The following is a 15,142-nucleotide window of genomic DNA, read 5'->3' on the forward strand; positions in this document are numbered from 1 at the left end:
CTCATCCCTCCTGCCGGGCAGCGGCAAGGTCGACGCGGAAGATCTTGACGATCAGGCCGGCTATCACCAGCACCGAGAGGAAGAGCAGCACCGAGAGTGCCGACCCGATCCCCAGCTGGAACTGCTCGATCACCTGCCGGTAGGTCAGGAAGGAGACCGACTCGGTCCCCTGTGCCCCGGCCGTCATCACGAAGATGTTGTCGAAGATGCGGTAGGCGTCCAGGGCCCGGAAGAGGACGGCGACCATGATCGCCGAGCGCATGTTGGGCAGGATCACCTTCCACAGCCGCTGCCACCAGGTGGCCCCGTCGACCTTGGCGGCCTCCAGCATGTCCTCGGAGACCTGGGCCAGCCCGGCGAGCAGGAGCAGCGACATGAAGGGCGTGGTCTTCCAGATCTCCGAGACCATGATCGCCGCGATCGCCGAGCCGTACTGGCCGAACCAGTTGAAGCTGTCGGAGATCCAGGGCAGCCACTCGTTGATGAAGCCGTTGCTGTTGCTGAAGGCGAACTGCCAGGCGAACCCGGAGACCACGGTGATGATGCCGTAGGGGATCAGGATCGAGGTCCGGATGACGCCGCGGGCGAAGATCACCCGGTGCATCACCATGGCGAAGATGAAGCCGATCACCAGCTCCACCGCCACGGTGACCACCATGATGAACACCGTGTTTAGGGTGGTCTCCCAGAAGAGCGAGTCGGTCAGCGCGGTGATGTAGTTCTGCAGCCCGACGAACTCCCGGTCGTCGGGCGCCGTCAGGGTGTAGTTGAAGGTGCTGAGGTAGATCGCCCGCAGCATGGGGAACGCGGTGACCAGCAGCATCAGGGCGATCGCCGGCAGCACCAGCTTCTGCCCGAGCCGCTGCTCGGCCTTGGTCCGGTCGCTCATCTGGGCGGTCTTGCGGCGGTCGGCCTTGGAGTCGGGGGCCACGACGGTGCTGGTCACAGGAGCCTCTTTCCAGCCAGGATGTCGGAGAGGAACTCCGCGGATCGGCGGGGCGTGCTGTCCGGGTCGACGCTCTCGGGGGAGTGCCACACGGACTGGATCGCGCTCGAGATCTGGCTGTAGAGCGCGCTCTTGGGACGCGGCCCGCCGGCGTCGATGCTCTCCCTGAAGAGCTCGAGCAGGGAGGCGGGGTAGGCCTCGGTGAGCTCGTCGTTGTCGTAGACCGAGCCCCGCGAGGGCATCAGGCCCTCGTTGACCGCGAGCTGGGTCTGGGCCTCGGGCGTGGTCACGCAGACGGCCGCCTCCTTGGCCCACTCCACGTTCTCGGAGTAGGAGCCGACCCCGATGTTGATGCCGCCCAGCGGGGGCCGGGACTCCTCGCCCTCGACGGTGGCCGGGTAGCGGTTCCAGCCGAGGTCGTCGAGGTCGTCGCCGGTGCCCTCGTAGTTCTTGTAGACGAAGGTCCAGTTGACCATGAACTCCCCGGCGCCGTCCTCGGGGAACATCTGGCCCAGGCTGGTGCCCTCGTTGGAGACGGTGAGGTCGGCCTGCGCGGCGTCGGAGGAGGCGAGCTTGGCGATGATCCGGGCCGCCTCGCGGCCCGCGTCGTCGTCCAGGGCGACCTCGGCGTCGCGGCCGGCCTCGGTGTCGGTGACGATGTCGCCGCCGGCGCCGAGGACCATGGCGTTGATCCACACCACGTAGCCCTCGTAGCGGTTGGCCTGGACGCCCACGGTGCCGCCGTTCTCAGCGGCGGCGTCGATGATCTGGTCCCAGGTCCAGTCCTGCTCGGGGTCGAGGCCGGCGGCCTCGGCGAGGGACTTGCGGTACCAGGTGACCTGGGTGTTCGCCCACTGCGGAGCGGCCACCACCTCGTCCTCCCACAGCACCGTGTCGGCCGGGCCCTCGAGCACGTCGTCGTCGACCACCGCGTCGGCCTGCTCGCCGTCGAAGGGGGCGAGCCAGCCCGCGTTGGCGAACTCCGGGATGAAGACCGGGTCGAGGCTCATCAGGTCGGTCGAGGAGTCCTCGGCGGCGAGCCGGCGAGCCAGCTGGGTGCGCTGGTCGGTGGCGCTGGAGGGCAGCAGCTGGATGGAGATGTCGTAGTCGTCGGTGCTGCAGTCCTCGGCGAGCTGGTTGAGGGTCTCCTGCCCGTCGGGGTTGATGTACCAGTTGAGCGTCGCCTTGCCGGAGTCGTCACCGGAGCACGCCGCGAGCATGCCGGAGCACAGCGCCAGGGCGGCCACCGCGACCCCTGTCCGCCGACGCCTGGAACTGCCTCTCATGGGGGTTCCCATGTGTCCCTCCCTCTGTGTCCTAGATCACATGTAGTCCACCCGGGGGGCGATGGCAACCCCCCGCGCCGTTGGCCGGGGGGTACCCGGGAGTGACGGAAGTGATGCCACACACGTCCCATTTGCGCGCGTCGACGAGGGATCGGCGCCCGTGCCGGCGGCCGTGGAGGCGCTGACGCCGGCCGCTGGCGACCGAGGTGCCGACCCGGTCCGGGTCGGCGCGCCGCCGGTCAGGTCGGGGGTGCTGCGCCCGGGTCCCGCCGGCCGTCGGCGGCCCGGTCGGCCGTCCGTCGGATGACGTCGACGAAGCCCGGGTGGAGTGCCTCGGGCAGGTCGTGGCCCATCCCGTCGATCAGGACGAGCTCGGCGCCCGGCACCGCCGCGGCGGTGGCCCGACCGCCCGAGACGTGCACCATGTGGTCGGAGAGCCCGTGGATCACGCTGGTCGGGATCCGCAGGCCCCGCAGCCGCCGGGTGCGGTCGGGCTGGGTGAGCACGGCGAGGGTCTGCCGCAGCACCCCGCGGGCGTCGAAGCCCCGGTCGTAGGTCTCCCGGGCGCGCGCTGTGAGCACCTCGTGGTCCGTCGGGTAGCCGGGGGAGCCGATCGCCTTCCACAGGGCGGCGCTGGCCTGCACGTAGGCCTCCCGGCCGGGACTGCGGGGGGCGACGAGGGTGGGGAGGAGCTGGGGGCTCTGCCAGCCGACCGTGCGTCGCCCGGTGGTCGACATGATGCTGGTCAGCGAGCGCACCCGCCGCGGCGCGGTGACGGCCATCGTCTGGGCGATCATCCCGCCCAGGGAGACACCGGCCACGTGGGCCGCCTGCAGGCCGAGGTGGTCCATCAGGCCGAACGCGTCGCCCGCCATGTCGTCGAGCGAGTACGGCGCCCGCACCCGTCGGCCCAGGAACGCCCGCACCAGCATCCCCCGGCTGACCCGGGATGCGAGGTGGGTGGAGCGACCGGTGTCGCGGTTGTCGTAGCGGATGACGAAGAACCCCTCGCGGGCCAGCAGCTCGCACAGGTCGGCGGGCCACCAGGTCATCGGTCCGCCCAGGCCCATCACCAGCAGCAGCGGCTCGTCCTCCTCGGCGCCGAACGTCTGGTAGCAGAGCTCGATGCCGGGGCTCACCGGGGCCAGCAGCTCGTCGGAGACCGGGACCGGCTCGGGCGGCTCCGGGGTACGCGGGGGCATGGTCGAAGTCAACACGAGCTGGGCGGCCACCGCGCGGGGTTCGCGAAATACTGGTCCTTGTTGCCGGCGTTGGCTACCGTGCCGCCCGTGACCCCGACTGTGACGCCGACCACACTGGCCGCCTTCCTGCGGCCCGACGGGTTCGAGGCGCTCCACGCCTCGGCGGTGCTGCGCGAGCGGGCGGTGGTGGCCGAGGTGGGTCGCTACGCCTGGCAGCGCGGTCGGAGCGGGCTGCGGCTGCGGCCCTTCGCCGGGGCGGCCCCGGTCCGCGACCTGGACCCGGTGGTGCTGGTTCCGGGCTTCCTGGCCGGTGACGCGAGCCTGGCGCCGCTGGCCCGGGCGCTGCGCCACGACGGGATGCGCACCTACCGCTCCCACATCCACGCCAACGTGGGCTGCACCGCCGGCGCCGTCGACCAGCTGGAGGCGAGGCTGGAGTCGGTGGCCGCCCGCCGGGGTCGGCAGGTCCGCGTGGTCGGTCACAGCCTGGGCGGCATGCTGGCCCGCGGCGTCGCGGCCCGGCGACCCGACCTGGTCGCGGGGATCGTCACCCTGGGCAGCCCCGTGCTGGCGCCGGGGGCGCACCACCCGAGCCTGACCGCCAGCGTCGAGGTCCTGGTGCGGCTGAGCCGGGCCGGCCTGCGCGGCCTGATGGCCGAGGACTGCGTCGCCGGCCAGTGTGCCCGCACGGCCTTCGACCAGTGCCGGGCGCCGTTGGCCGACACGGTCTCCTACACCTCGGTCTACTCCCGCCGCGACGGCGTGGTCGACCACCGCGCCTGCCTGGACCCGCAGGCGCAGCTCGTCGAGGTGGGCTGCTCCCACCTGGGCATGGTGGTCGAGCCGCGGGTCATCGACCTGGTGCGTCGGACCCTGCTCCAGCCCCGCCGGCTGTCACTTGTCGAAGTCGATCGCGGAGAAATTGCGTAGCTTGCCGAGCTGGTGCTCGGAGATGATGTTGCGGATGGTGCCGCTGCGCGAGCGCATCACCAGCGAGTGCGTGGTGGCGGCCCCGTTGGGCAGGTAGCGCACCCCCTGCATGAGCTCGCCGTCGGTGATCCCGGTGGCCACGAAGAAGCAGTCCTCGCCGGTGACGAGGTCGTCGGTGGACAGGATGTGGTCGGGGTCGAGGTCGTGCCCGGCGTCCAGGGCGCGCTGCCGCTCCTCGTCGTCGGTGGGCCAGAGCCTGCCCTGGATCACGCCGCCGAGGGCCTTCATCGCGCAGGCGGCGATGATTCCCTCGGGGGTGCCGCCGATGCCCAGCAGCAGGTCGATGCCCGTGCCCTGGTGCGCCGCCATGATCGCGCCGGCCACGTCGCCGTCGCTGATGAACTTGATCCTCGCCCCCGCGTCGCGGATCTCCTGAGCCAGCGTCTCGTGGCGGGGCCGGTCCAGGAGCACCACCGTGACGTCCTCGGGGCGCCGGCCCTTGGCCTTGGCGACGAGGTGGATGTTCTCGGCCACCGGCAGGCGCAGGTCGACGACGTCGGCCGCCTCCGGGCCGGTGACCAGCTTCTCCATGTAGAAGACGGCGGAGGGGTCGTACATGGAGCCGCGCGGGGCCACCGCCAGCACGGCGACGGCGTTGCTCATCCCCTTGGCCGTCAGCGTGGTCCCGTCGATGGGGTCCACCGCGACGTCGCACTCGGGGCCGGTGCCGTCCCCCACGCTCTCGCCGTTGTAGAGCATCGGGGCGTTGTCCTTCTCGCCCTCGCCGATCACGACCGTGCCGTTCATCTGGATCGTCGAGATCATCACGCGCATGGCGTTGACGGCCACGCCGTCGGCGCCGTTCTTGTCCCCGCGGCCGACCCACCGGCCGGCGGCCATGGCCGCGGCCTCGGTCACCCGGACCAGCTCCATGGCGAGGTTGCGGTCGGGGGACGCGGGATCGACGTGGAGGTCCGTGGGGGTCATGGGCCGCATGTTATCGAGGCCGCGCGCCTCGATCGTCGCCCCGGGCCGGGACGGACGGGCGGCCGGCGCGCCGGGTCGGTGAGCCCCCCGGGCCGGCGGCTGAGAGGATGACGGGGTGAGTGAGAAGCCCGGTCGCCACCAGACCTCGATGGGCGCGATGATCGGGGCGATGACGGTCCTGGTCGTCGTCGTCCTGACCGTCGTGCTGCTGCGGGACCTCAACCGCACGACCCCCGACAACGCCGTCGAGCCCCTCGACTGGGAGGCCGCCGTGGTGGCCGCGCAGGAGGCGGGCCACGACGTCGTCCACCCCGCCGGGCTGCCCGCGGGGTGGAAGGCCACCAGTCTCTCCTTCACCCCCACCGATCCGCCGGTCTGGGGCCTGGGGATGCTCACCGACACCGACCGCTTCGTGGGGCTGCGTCAGGAGGACGAGTCGGTCGACGACCTGCTCGAGGTCTTCGTCGACGAGAAGGCGACCGAGGAGGAGCCGGTCCGGATCGGCGGCGACCTGGGCGGCGAGTGGCGGGTCTTCACCGACGCCGGGGGCGACGTGGCGCTGGTCCGCGAGCGCGACGGCGACGTGGTGATGGTCTACGGCTCCGCGCCGCGCGAGGTGGTGGAGGAGTTCGCGGCCAACCTGACCGACGCGCCGCTGGCCGAGCCCGAGCGCTCCTGAGCCGCGGGGGCTACTCCTCCGCGTCGCCCTCGATCGCGGCGTCGAGCCGGGTGCGGGCGCCGTCGAGCCACTCCTGGCAGGCCTTGGCCAGCACCTCGCCGCGCTCCCAGAGCCGCAGCGACTCCTCCAGGGTGGTGCCACCCTGCTCGAGGGTGCGGACCACCTCGACCAGCTCCTCCCGGGCGTCCTCGTAGGACAGCTGCTTGGGTTCAGCCATTGCTCGCTCCTGTGCTGCGTCGGGTCATGGGGTCTGGTCGCCGCCCACCGGGTCGTGCTCGGCGGCCGTGGCCGAGACCTGGAGTCGGCCGTCGGCCAGGCGGACGGTGAGCGCGGCGCCCTGGTCGACCCCGGCCACCGAGGTGACGACGTGGCCCGCCTCGTCCTGCACCACCGCGTAGCCACGCTGCAGGGTGGCCAGGGGGGAGAGGGAGCGGGCGCGGGCGCGGTGGTGGGCCACGTCGTCGGCGGCCCGGTCCAGCCGGTGGGAGAGGGTGCGCCGGGCTCGGTCGCGCAGGGCGGCTACCTCCTCGGCGCGGACGTCGAGCAGGTAGCGCGGGTCGGCCAGCGCCGGGCGCGAGCGGAGGTCGTCGAGGCCGCGCTGCTCGCGGTCGAGAAGCCCGCGGAGCTGGGTCCGGATGCGGTCGCGGGCCCACCGCACGCCGTTGAGCTCCTCGAGCATGTCGGGGACGATCAGCTTGGCGGCGTCGGTGGGGGTGGAGGCGCGGACGTCGGCGACCAGGTCGAGCAGCGGCTGGTCCGGCTCGTGGCCGATCGCGGAGACCACCGGCGTGCGCATCCGGTGGACGGCGCGGACCACCGCCTCGTCGCTGAAGGGCAGCAGGTCCTCGACCGAGCCGCCACCGCGGGCGACCACGATCACGTCGACCTCCGGGTGGCGCTCCAGCCGGTCCAGAGCCTCCATCACCTCGCTCGCGGACCGCTGCCCCTGCATGGCGGCGTAGGCCACCTCGAAGCGCACCGCGGGCCAGCGGCGCCGGGCGTTCTCCACGACGTCGCGCTCCGCGGCGGACCCGGGCGCGGTGACCAGGCCGACGGCGCGTGGCAGGAAGGGCGGCCGGCGCTTGAGCTCGGCGGCGAAGAGCCCCTCGGCGGCCAGCAGCTGGCGGCGCCGCTCCAGTCGGGCCAGCAGCTCGCCCAGGCCGACCATCCGGATGGCGCGCACCGACAGGGAGAGGGAGCCCCGGTTGGCGTAGTAGCTGGGCTTGGCGTGGACCACCACGCTCGCGCCCTCGACCAGCGGCGGGTTGAGGCCGTCGAAGAGGCTGCGCGCGCAGGTCAGCGGGACCGAGATGTCGGCCACCGAGTCGCGCAGGGTGAGGAAGACCGTCTGCACCCCGGGGCGCCTGTTGATCTGGGCGATCTGGCCCTCGACCCACACCGGGCCCAGCCGGTCGATCCAGCCCGAGATCGCGTTGGCGATCTGCCGGACCGGTGCCGGCTGCTCCGATGAGGTCTCCAGGGCCACGGCGGCCACCCTAGGCGACGGCGGCGACAGGCGCTCCCTGCCCCGGACCCGTAGACTCGGCTGCCATGAGCATCGACCTGGGCACGCCGACCGTCCTCTCGGCCGAGGAGGCGGAGAAGGCAGTGCTGCTGGCCGCGCCCCGCGGCTACTGCGCCGGGGTGGACCGCGCCGTCATCACGGTCGAGAAGGCCCTGGACCTCTACGGCGCGCCGGTCTACGTGCGCAAGCAGATCGTGCACAACAAGCACGTGGTCTCCGGCCTGGAGGCCCGGGGCGCGATCTTCGTCGAGGAGCTCGACGAGGTGCCGGCCGGCGCCACCGTCGTCTTCTCCGCCCACGGGGTCTCCCCGGCGGTCCACCAGCAGGCCGCCGAGCGGTCGCTGAAGACCATCGACGCGACCTGCCCGCTGGTGACCAAGGTCCACCACGAGGCCAAGCGGTTCGCTGCCGACGACTACGACATCCTGCTGATCGGGCACGAGGGGCACGAGGAGGTGGAGGGCACCGCGGGCGAGGCTCCCGAGCACATCCAGCTCGTGCAGTCGCCCGCCGACGTCCCGGGGATCGTCGTCCGCGACGAGTCCAAGGTCGCCTGGCTCTCCCAGACCACGCTCTCGGTCGACGAGACGCTCGAGACCGTGGCGGCGATCCGGGAGCGGTTCCCGCTGCTGCTCGACCCGCCCTCGGACGACATCTGCTACGCCACCCAGAACCGTCAGCTCGCGGTCAAGGAGATCGCGGTCGACGCCGACCTGGTGATCGTGGTCGGGTCGGGCAACTCCTCCAACTCGGTGCGGCTGGTCGAGGTGGCCCTCGAGGCGGGGGCCAAGGCCTCCTACCGGGTCGACGACGCGTCCGAGATCGACGAGGCCTGGCTGGACGGCGTGCGCACCGTCTCGGTGACCTCGGGCGCCTCGGTCCCCGAGGACCTCGTCGACGGCGTCCTGGCCTTCCTCTCCGAGCGCGGCTACCCGGACGCCAAGGCGGTCCGCTCGGCCGAGGAGTCGCTCATCTTCGCGCTGCCGCCGGAGCTGCGCCGCGACCTGCGCAAGGCCCAGCGGGGGTCCTGATGGCCAGGTATGTCGACGTCCACCCGGACAACCCGCAGCCGCGACTGATCCGCCAGGTGGTGGAGGCGCTGCGTGACGACGCCCTGATCGCCTACCCCACCGACTCCGGCTACGCCCTGGGCTGCCAGCTGGGCAACCGCGACGGCCGGGACCGGATCCTGCGGATCCGCGACCTCGACGAGCGTCACGACTTCACCCTGATGTGCAAGGACTTCGCCCAGCTGGGCCAGTTCGTCAAGCTCGACAACTCCGCGTTCCGGGCGATCAAGGGGGCCACCCCCGGGCCCTACACGTTCATCCTGCCGGCGACCAGCGAGGTGCCGCGGCGACTGATGCACCCCAAGAAGAAGACGGTCGGGGTGCGCATCACCGACCACCCGGTGGTCTGCACGCTGCTCGACGAGCTGGGGGAGCCGCTGCTGACCAGCACGCTGATCCTGCCCGGGGAGACCGAGCCGCGGACCATGGGCTGGGACGTCAAGGAGGATCTCGACCACCAGGTCGACATCGTGATCGAGGCGGGGGAGACCCCGGCCGAGCCGACCACGGTGGTCGACTGGTCCGAGGGCTACCCCGAGGTGCTCAGGGTGGGGTCGGGCGACCCGTCGCGCTTCGAGGCCTGATCGTGGCGCCGCCACCAGGCGGCGAGCGAGAGTGCGTAGCCGACCAGCAGGGCGGTGCTGTGGTGGGCCAGCCCGCTGATCACCGCCTGGACCACGCCGTCGTCGTGCTCGGCGATCAGCTCGGGTGCGGTCAGGCCGAGCAGCACGAAGACCGAGAGCATCAGCACCGGGGGGAAGAGCCCCATCACGAACCACCCGTCCTCCTTCACCCGGACCGCCAGGGCGAGGCAGAGGGTGACGAAGCAGAGGTCGAAGAAGAGGCTGAGCCGGCCCACCATCAGGTGGTCGAGCACCACCACGCTGAGCGCGACGGCCAGCCCGAGCGCCACCACATGGCTCTCGGACTCGTTGCCGCGACTCCACGGCTGCCGGGACCGGCTCACGGCGACCAACCTAGGGCCTGCCTCACGCGCCGGCAGGGCGGCGCGCCGCCTCCCGGTCGTCGCTCCCGCTGTCACCGGCCCCGCCACCGGCCCGCCCACCAGCACCGTCGCTGCCGCTCCCTGCGCCACCGCCGCTGAGTCGCTCCAGGTCGGGGAAGGGCGTCTCCTCGGCCACCAGGGCCAGCTCGGGGGCGGAGACGGAGCGGGGGGTCAGCTCGACCTGCCGCACCTCCGGGAGGACCGTGTCGACCACGCCGAGAGCCTCGAGGCGACGGGCGGTGACCAGCACCCGCCCCTCCAGCGACCCGACCGCCTGGTTGTAGGCCTTCACCGCGTTGGTCAGGCCGCGGCCCACCTGGGCGACGTGGTCGCCCATCGTGCCGAGACGGTCGTAGAGCTCGCGGCCGAGCCGCTGGACCTCCGCCACCTGGGCGGCGAGGGTCTCGTGGCTCCAGCCGTGGGCGACGGTGCGGAGCAGCGCGATCAGGGTGGTCGGCGTGGCCAGCACCACCCGGCGCTCGGCGGCGTGGTCGAGCAGGTGGGGCTCGGACTCCAGGGCGGCGGAGAGGAAGGCCTCGGCGGGCACGAAGAGCACCACGAACTCCGGGGTCTCGGGCAGCGAGCGCCAGTAGGCCTTGCCGGCGAGCGAGTCGACGTGGGTGCGCAGCTGGCGGGCGTGGCGGGCGAGGTGGGCCTCGCGCTCGGCGTCGTCGTCGGCGGAGGTCGCGTCGAGGAAGGCGTCGAGAGGGACCTTGGCGTCGACCACGACGTGGCGGCCTCCGGCCAGGTGGACGACCAGGTCGGGCCGGAGCGCGCCGTCGTCGAGGCGGTGCTGCTCGGAGAAGTCGCAGCGCTCGACCATGCCGGCCAGCTCGACGGCTCGCTTGAGGTGCATCTCGCCCCAGCGGCCCCGGACCTGGGGCTTGCGCAGGGCGGTGGCCAGCGAGGACGTCTCGCGGCGCAGCGACTCGGTGGTCATCCGCATCCCCTGCACCTGGGCGTTGAACTCGCCCTGCCAGGTGGCCCGGTCGTGGTGCAGGTCCTTGAGCTGGTCGGCGAGCCGCTCCAGGCCCTCGCGGACGACGGCCTGGTCGGCGGCGCGGGACTCCAGGGCGGCCACCGCCTCGCCGGCAGGGGGTCGCGACCTGGCCCCGAGCCAGCCGATGAGGGCGCCGAGGGCGAGGCCCAGCACGAGCCCGGTCAGCAGGGTCAGCACGGTCGAGAGGTCCATGCCACGATCATGGCCGCCGCCACCGACAGTCCCGCAGAGGCGGAGGAGACGGCGCGTCCTGCCGGGGCGAGGGCTCCCGCGTCAGGCCAGGTCGGCGACCACCGGGGCGTGGTCGGAGGCGCCCTTGCCGGCGCGCTCGTCGCGGTCGATGAAGGCGTGGGTGACCCGGGCGGCCAGCGAGGGGGAGCCCAGGATGAAGTCGATCCGCAGGCCGCGGTTGCGCTCGAAGCGCTGGCGGTAGTAGTCCCAGTAGGTGTAGTTGTCCGGCTCCGGGGCGAACGGGCGGACCACGTCGGCGTAGCCGTCGTCCAGGAAGCCCTGGAAGGCGGCCCGCTCGGCGGGGGTGACGTGGGTGGAGTTGCGGAACTGGGCCGGGTCGAAGACGTCGTCGTCGGTGGGGCAGACGTTCCAGTCGCCGACCAGGGCGGTGTCCTCGTCCAGCCACGACCGGGCCTGGTCGCGCAGCCGGGCCAGCCAGTCGAGCTTGTAGACGTAGTGCGGGTCGGCGGGCTTGCGCCCGTTGGGCACGTAGAGCGACCAGATCCGCACCCCGCCGCAGACGGCCCCGATGGCCCGGGCCTCCGCCTCGACCGGGTCGCCGTACCCGGGCATCGAATCGAAGCCGACCTGCACGTCCTCCAGGCCGACCCGGCTGATCAGGGCGACGCCGTTCCACTGGCTGGTGCCGGCGGCGGCGACCTCGTAGCCCAGCGACTGCAGGCCCATCAGGGGCAGCTGGTCGACCTTGGCCTTCGTCTCCTGCACGGCGAGCACGTCGACGTCGTGGCGCTCGAGGAAGGCCTCGACACGGTCGATGCGGGAGCGGAGGGAGTTGACGTTCCAGGTCGCGATGCGCACCGGCGGAGTCTAGGCGAGGAAGCCGGTGAGCAGCCCGGGGGTGGCCGCGTTCGCCAGCGCCACGGCGCGCTCCTGCGGGACGTCGGTCAGCACCACGCGCTCCTGTCCCGCGGCCGTGGTGGCCACCAGGGTGGCGAGCCCCACGCGGCGCTGGAACCACGACTGCTCCACCACCCAGCCGATGATCCCGTCGCGCTCCAGCACGGTGCGGGTCCGGGTGGTGGTGCCGCTCCCGACCACCAGGTGCCGTGAGGTGAGGGCGTGGCCCAGGTGGGCGTACGCCGCCTCGGCGAGCGCGGCGCCGAGGACGGCGAGGGCGGGCACCGCCGCCCAGGGGAGCCACCCGGGCACCCAGGAGAGCCACTCCCGGACGGGCTGGAGGAGGTCGTGCTGAAGGCCCGCCAGCACGACGAGCAGGCTCACGGTGGCCCACTGGTGCCGCACGTGGCGGCGGCGGCGGGCGGCGGGGCCGTGCTCACGCAGCGGCACCGCGAGCGGCTGGTCGTCCTCGACGACGGCCGCCCCCACGCCCGTGGCGACCCCCACCGGGCAGGGCGGCAGCAGGGTCGTCACCCCGTTGCTCACGCCCGTGGCGAGGGTGGAGAGCTCGGCGCCCCGGACCAGCCGGAGCAGGACCTTCTCGTCCAGCTCGACGCCGCGGATCCGCTTCTCCTCGATGCTCACCGACCGGGTGGTGAGGAAGCCGGCGACGAGGTGGAGGGAGCCGTGGCCGCGGGTCAGCCGCAGGCCCCACCAGTGCGCCAGGTAGCCGAGCGTCGAGATCGCCAGCCAGCCCACCAGGGCCGAGACGAGGACGAGCGTCAGCGCGACCACGAGGGCGAAGCCGGTCAGCCACTCCCAGAAGCTCTCCACGTCGCCCTGGTCCAGGACCGGGAAGTCGTCGAGCACCTGGGTCAGGAAGCCGAGCGCGCCCGCGACCACGACCAGCCGGGCCAGGCTGAAGGGCGCGAACCGCACCCACGACGGGTCGAGCACGGCCAGCACCTGCTCGTCGGCCGCGGGGGGCGCGGCGACCGGCTGCTGCCCCGGATCGCCATCAGGGACGTCGTCCGTCGCGAGCTGAGCGGCCGCGACCGGGGCGGGGGCCCCCGGGGGGAGCGGGGTCCGGGCCAGCAGGACCCGGCGCAGGGTGGTGGCCTCCTCGACGGTGACGGCGTCCAGGACGATCCGCTCGTCGTCCACGCCGGTGCCGATCCGCACGGTGCGCAGCCCCAGCAGCCGGTGCACCAGCGGCCCCTCCAGGTCGACGCTGCGGATCCGGTCGAGCCGGGCCGTGGAGGTCTTCTTGTTGAGCAGGCCGGTGCGCAGCTGGAACTGGACGTCGTCCAGCCGGAACCAGGTGGTCAGCCACGGGATCACCCCCAGGGCGACCGCCCCGACCAGGAAGAGGGGGAGTGCCGCCAGCGTCCACAGCGGCCGTCCGCTGCTGCTCAGGCCGATCACGACGGCGACCAGTGGCAGCAGGAAGGAGCGCAGTACCGCCAGCGGGTCGATCAGCAGCTTGCGCGCGCTCAGCCTGCGCCACCCGTCGGCCGGGTCGGCAGGTGCCTCCGATGCCTCAGGAGCCTCCGGGACGTCCGGGGCCTCCGGGACGTCCGGTGCCTCCGGGGCCCCCGACGCGTCCGCCTCGGTCACGTGGCGTCGCCCTCGCCGGTGGCGGTGATGGCGGAGAGCTGGGCGACGAGCTGCCGGGCGTCCTCGGCGTCCAGGCCCTCGATGGTGATCGGGCCGGCCGCTGAGGCGGTGGTGACGGTGAGCGAGGCCAGGCCGAAGAGCCGCATCACCGCGCCCTGCCGGGAGTCGACGGTCTGGACCCGGCTGAGGGGGGCGATCCGGGTCTCGACCGAGAGCCAGCCGGAGCGGGTGTGGACGGCCTCGGGGCTGACCTCCCAGCGGTGCACCCGGTAGCGGAGCCCGGGCATGACGAACACGTAGCCGAGGTTGACCGCGGTCCCCACGATGACCAGGGCGGTGGCCCACCACGGCCAGCTGGGCAGCACCAGGAAGAGGACGAACGCGATCGCCAGCTCGACCACGGTCGTGATCAGCGAGACAGTCCGCCAGTAGCCGACCGCCCGGGGGGAGACCCGGTGCGCGGGCCCGCGGAGGGCGACCGGGTCCGGCGGGGGGACGCTGGCGTCGTCCGGGAGATCGATGAGCACCCGACGAGCCTGTCACAGCCCGTGTGATTGGGAGCGCGGGGGCGGCGGACCTAGACTCGGCGTCCGTGGCCCTCACCATCGGGATCGTCGGACTCCCCAACGCCGGCAAGTCGACCCTCTTCAACGCGCTGACCAAGAACGACGTGCTCGCCGCGAACTACCCGTTCGCGACCATCGAGCCCAATGTCGGGGTGGTCGGGGTGCCCGACTCCCGCCTGGCCAAGCTGGCGGAGATCTTCGGCAGCGAGAAGATCCTCCCGGCCACCGTGGAGTTCGTCGACATCGCCGGCATCGTCCGCGGTGCCTCACAGGGGGAGGGCCTGGGCAACAAGTTCCTCTCCCACATCCGCGAGTCCGCGGCGATCTGCCAGGTGACCCGGGTCTTCCGCGACGAGGACGTCACCCACGTCGACGGCGAGGTCAATCCCGGCAACGACATCTCCACCATCCAGACCGAGCTGATCCTCGCCGACCTGGAGACCGTCGACCGGGCGATCACCCGGCTGGAGAAGGAGTCGCGCAAGGTCAAGGACCTGGTGGCGAGCCTCGAGGCCGCCCACGAGGCGAAGGAGGCGCTCGAGTCCGGGACGCCGATCAGCTCGACCACGATCGACCGCAGCCTGCTGCGCGAGCTCTCGCTGCTCACCGCCAAGCCGTTCATCTACGTCTTCAACTGCGACGCCGATGAGCTGACCGACGAGGATCTCAAGGCGAAGATGCGCGAGCTGGTCGCGCCCGCTGAGGCGATCTTCCTGGACGCCAAGTTCGAGTCCGAGCTGGTCGAGCTGGACGACGAGGAGGCCGCGGAGTTCCTCGCCGAGGCCGGGGTCACCGAGCCCGGTCTGGAGGTGCTGGCCCGGGTCGGCTTCGACACCCTCGGCCTGCAGACCTACCTGACCGCCGGCCCGAAGGAGACCCGGGCCTGGACGATCCCCCAGGGCGCCACCGCCCCCGAGGCGGCCGGGGTCATCCACACCGACTTCCAGAAGGGCTTCATCAAGGCCGAGATCGTCTCCTTCGACGACCTCGTCGCCGCAGGCTCGATGGTGAAGGCGCGCGAGGCCGGCAAGGTCCGCATGGAGGGCAAGGACTACGTGATGGCCGACGGCGACGTGGTGGAGTTCCGCTTCAACGTGTGAATCGGCGCGTTTGCGCAGGTCGGACGGGGTGTGAGCCCTCTCAGTCCGCAAGAAATTTCGCGGATGGGCCTCGATGTGGCCGTACGGAAGGTGCATCTCCGGGCCCCGGGCCCTGCCATTTGCCCTCTCCACCCAGCCG

The 15,142-nt window shown here is 72.5% G+C and carries 16 protein-coding genes; 5 read left to right on the forward strand and 11 right to left on the reverse strand.

The genetic code is table 11. The features are described from left to right. Nucleotide 1: 1 nt before the first annotated feature. The 3 genes from AC4BG9_RS14300 to AC4BG9_RS14310 form a co-directional block, all read right to left on the reverse strand. A complete protein-coding gene (locus tag AC4BG9_RS14300; protein WP_490571780.1) occupies nt 2–946 on the reverse strand; it encodes a carbohydrate ABC transporter permease in 945 nt (314 codons plus the stop codon). Continuing rightward, the gene (locus AC4BG9_RS14305) at nt 943–2,232 is read right to left on the reverse strand and encodes an extracellular solute-binding protein (RefSeq protein WP_490571781.1); all 1,290 of its coding nucleotides are present in this window, start codon (nt 2,230–2,232) and stop codon (nt 943–945) included. The genes AC4BG9_RS14300 and AC4BG9_RS14305 overlap by 4 nt, the downstream gene beginning before the upstream one ends. A 239-nt stretch (nt 2,233–2,471) precedes the next feature. Then, nucleotides 2,472–3,434: an alpha/beta fold hydrolase gene (locus tag AC4BG9_RS14310; RefSeq protein WP_490571782.1), complete on the reverse strand. Its 963-nt coding sequence runs from the start codon at nt 3,432–3,434 to the stop codon at nt 2,472–2,474. 87 nt (nt 3,435–3,521) lie between these two features. Here AC4BG9_RS14310 and AC4BG9_RS14315 point away from each other — a divergent pair, with 87 nt between their 5' ends. Further along, nucleotides 3,522–4,364, forward strand: a complete 843-nt coding sequence (locus AC4BG9_RS14315; protein ID WP_490571783.1) for an alpha/beta fold hydrolase — start codon at nt 3,522–3,524, stop codon at nt 4,362–4,364. Here AC4BG9_RS14315 and glpX read toward each other — a convergent pair. Then, a complete protein-coding gene (gene glpX, locus AC4BG9_RS14320) occupies nt 4,329–5,351 on the reverse strand; it encodes a class II fructose-bisphosphatase (RefSeq protein WP_490571784.1) in 1,023 nt (340 codons plus the stop codon). The two genes, AC4BG9_RS14315 and glpX, sit on opposite strands and share 36 nt — an antisense overlap. Nucleotides 5,352–5,466: 115 nt before the next feature. Between glpX and AC4BG9_RS14325 the strand changes: the two genes are divergently transcribed. Then, nucleotides 5,467–6,030 carry a DUF4245 family protein gene (locus AC4BG9_RS14325; RefSeq protein WP_490571785.1) on the forward strand — a complete coding sequence of 188 codons (564 nt, stop codon included), beginning with the start codon at nt 5,467–5,469 and terminating at the stop codon, nt 6,028–6,030. 10 nt (nt 6,031–6,040) lie between these two features. On the opposite strand, the gene AC4BG9_RS14330 is transcribed toward AC4BG9_RS14325, so the two are convergent. Together AC4BG9_RS14330 and xseA are read right to left on the reverse strand one after the other, a co-directional pair. After that, nucleotides 6,041–6,247 (reverse strand): exodeoxyribonuclease VII small subunit, encoded by a 207-nt coding sequence (locus tag AC4BG9_RS14330; RefSeq protein ID WP_490571786.1) that lies wholly within the window; start codon nt 6,245–6,247, stop codon nt 6,041–6,043. Nucleotides 6,248–6,271: 24 nt separating this feature from the next. Next, entirely contained in the window at nt 6,272–7,516 is a 1,245-nt protein-coding gene (gene xseA, locus AC4BG9_RS14335; protein WP_490571787.1) for an exodeoxyribonuclease VII large subunit, read from the reverse strand. A 65-nt stretch (nt 7,517–7,581) separates the two neighbouring features. Here xseA and AC4BG9_RS14340 point away from each other — a divergent pair, with 65 nt between their 5' ends. Next, the gene (locus tag AC4BG9_RS14340) at nt 7,582–8,586 is read left to right on the forward strand and encodes a 4-hydroxy-3-methylbut-2-enyl diphosphate reductase (RefSeq protein WP_490571788.1); all 1,005 of its coding nucleotides are present in this window, start codon (nt 7,582–7,584) and stop codon (nt 8,584–8,586) included. Next, entirely contained in the window at nt 8,586–9,209 is a 624-nt protein-coding gene (locus AC4BG9_RS14345; protein ID WP_490571789.1) for an L-threonylcarbamoyladenylate synthase, read from the forward strand. Before AC4BG9_RS14340 ends, AC4BG9_RS14345 begins: the two co-directional genes overlap by 1 nt. Here AC4BG9_RS14345 and AC4BG9_RS14350 read toward each other — a convergent pair. From AC4BG9_RS14350 to AC4BG9_RS14370, 5 genes are all read right to left on the reverse strand, one after another. Continuing rightward, a complete protein-coding gene (locus AC4BG9_RS14350) occupies nt 9,155–9,592 on the reverse strand; it encodes a DUF6542 domain-containing protein (protein ID WP_490571790.1) in 438 nt (145 codons plus the stop codon). The two genes, AC4BG9_RS14345 and AC4BG9_RS14350, sit on opposite strands and share 55 nt — an antisense overlap. A 22-nt stretch (nt 9,593–9,614) precedes the next feature. Beyond that, nucleotides 9,615–10,823, reverse strand: a complete 1,209-nt coding sequence (locus AC4BG9_RS14355) for a DNA recombination protein RmuC (RefSeq protein ID WP_490571791.1) — start codon at nt 10,821–10,823, stop codon at nt 9,615–9,617. 81 nt (nt 10,824–10,904) lie between these two features. Further along, a complete protein-coding gene (locus tag AC4BG9_RS14360; RefSeq protein WP_490571792.1) occupies nt 10,905–11,681 on the reverse strand; it encodes an exodeoxyribonuclease III in 777 nt (258 codons plus the stop codon). Between the two features lie 9 nt (nt 11,682–11,690). Then, nucleotides 11,691–13,337 carry a PH domain-containing protein gene (locus AC4BG9_RS14365; RefSeq protein WP_490571793.1) on the reverse strand — a complete coding sequence of 549 codons (1,647 nt, stop codon included), beginning with the start codon at nt 13,335–13,337 and terminating at the stop codon, nt 11,691–11,693. Next, nucleotides 13,334–13,864, reverse strand: coding sequence for a PH domain-containing protein (locus AC4BG9_RS14370; protein WP_490571794.1), 531 nt, complete (start codon nt 13,862–13,864; stop codon nt 13,334–13,336). The genes AC4BG9_RS14365 and AC4BG9_RS14370 overlap by 4 nt, the downstream gene beginning before the upstream one ends. Before the next feature lie 65 nt (nt 13,865–13,929). Here AC4BG9_RS14370 and ychF point away from each other — a divergent pair, with 65 nt between their 5' ends. Then, nucleotides 13,930–15,003, forward strand: coding sequence for a redox-regulated ATPase YchF (gene ychF / locus AC4BG9_RS14375; RefSeq protein ID WP_490571795.1), 1,074 nt, complete (start codon nt 13,930–13,932; stop codon nt 15,001–15,003). Nucleotides 15,004–15,142 lie beyond the last annotated feature (139 nt).

The sequence above is a fragment of the Nocardioides sp. Z40_12 genome, from assembly GCF_058215795.1.

Excerpts from the sequence above, each read along its gene's own strand:
- AC4BG9_RS14305 (WP_490571781.1), bottom strand. The coding sequence starts at position 2,232 with ATGAGAGGCAGTTCCAGGCGTCGGCGGACAGGGGTCGCGGTGGCCGCC.
- AC4BG9_RS14310 (WP_490571782.1), bottom strand. The coding sequence starts at position 3,434 with ATGCCCCCGCGTACCCCGGAGCCGCCCGAGCCGGTCCCGGTCTCCGAC.
- glpX (WP_490571784.1), bottom strand. The coding sequence starts at position 5,351 with ATGACCCCCACGGACCTCCACGTCGATCCCGCGTCCCCCGACCGCAAC.
- AC4BG9_RS14330 (WP_490571786.1), bottom strand. The coding sequence starts at position 6,247 with ATGGCTGAACCCAAGCAGCTGTCCTACGAGGACGCCCGGGAGGAGCTG.
- AC4BG9_RS14340 (WP_490571788.1), top strand. The coding sequence starts at position 7,582 with ATGAGCATCGACCTGGGCACGCCGACCGTCCTCTCGGCCGAGGAGGCG.
- AC4BG9_RS14345 (WP_490571789.1), top strand. The coding sequence starts at position 8,586 with ATGGCCAGGTATGTCGACGTCCACCCGGACAACCCGCAGCCGCGACTG.
- AC4BG9_RS14355 (WP_490571791.1), bottom strand. The coding sequence starts at position 10,823 with ATGGACCTCTCGACCGTGCTGACCCTGCTGACCGGGCTCGTGCTGGGC.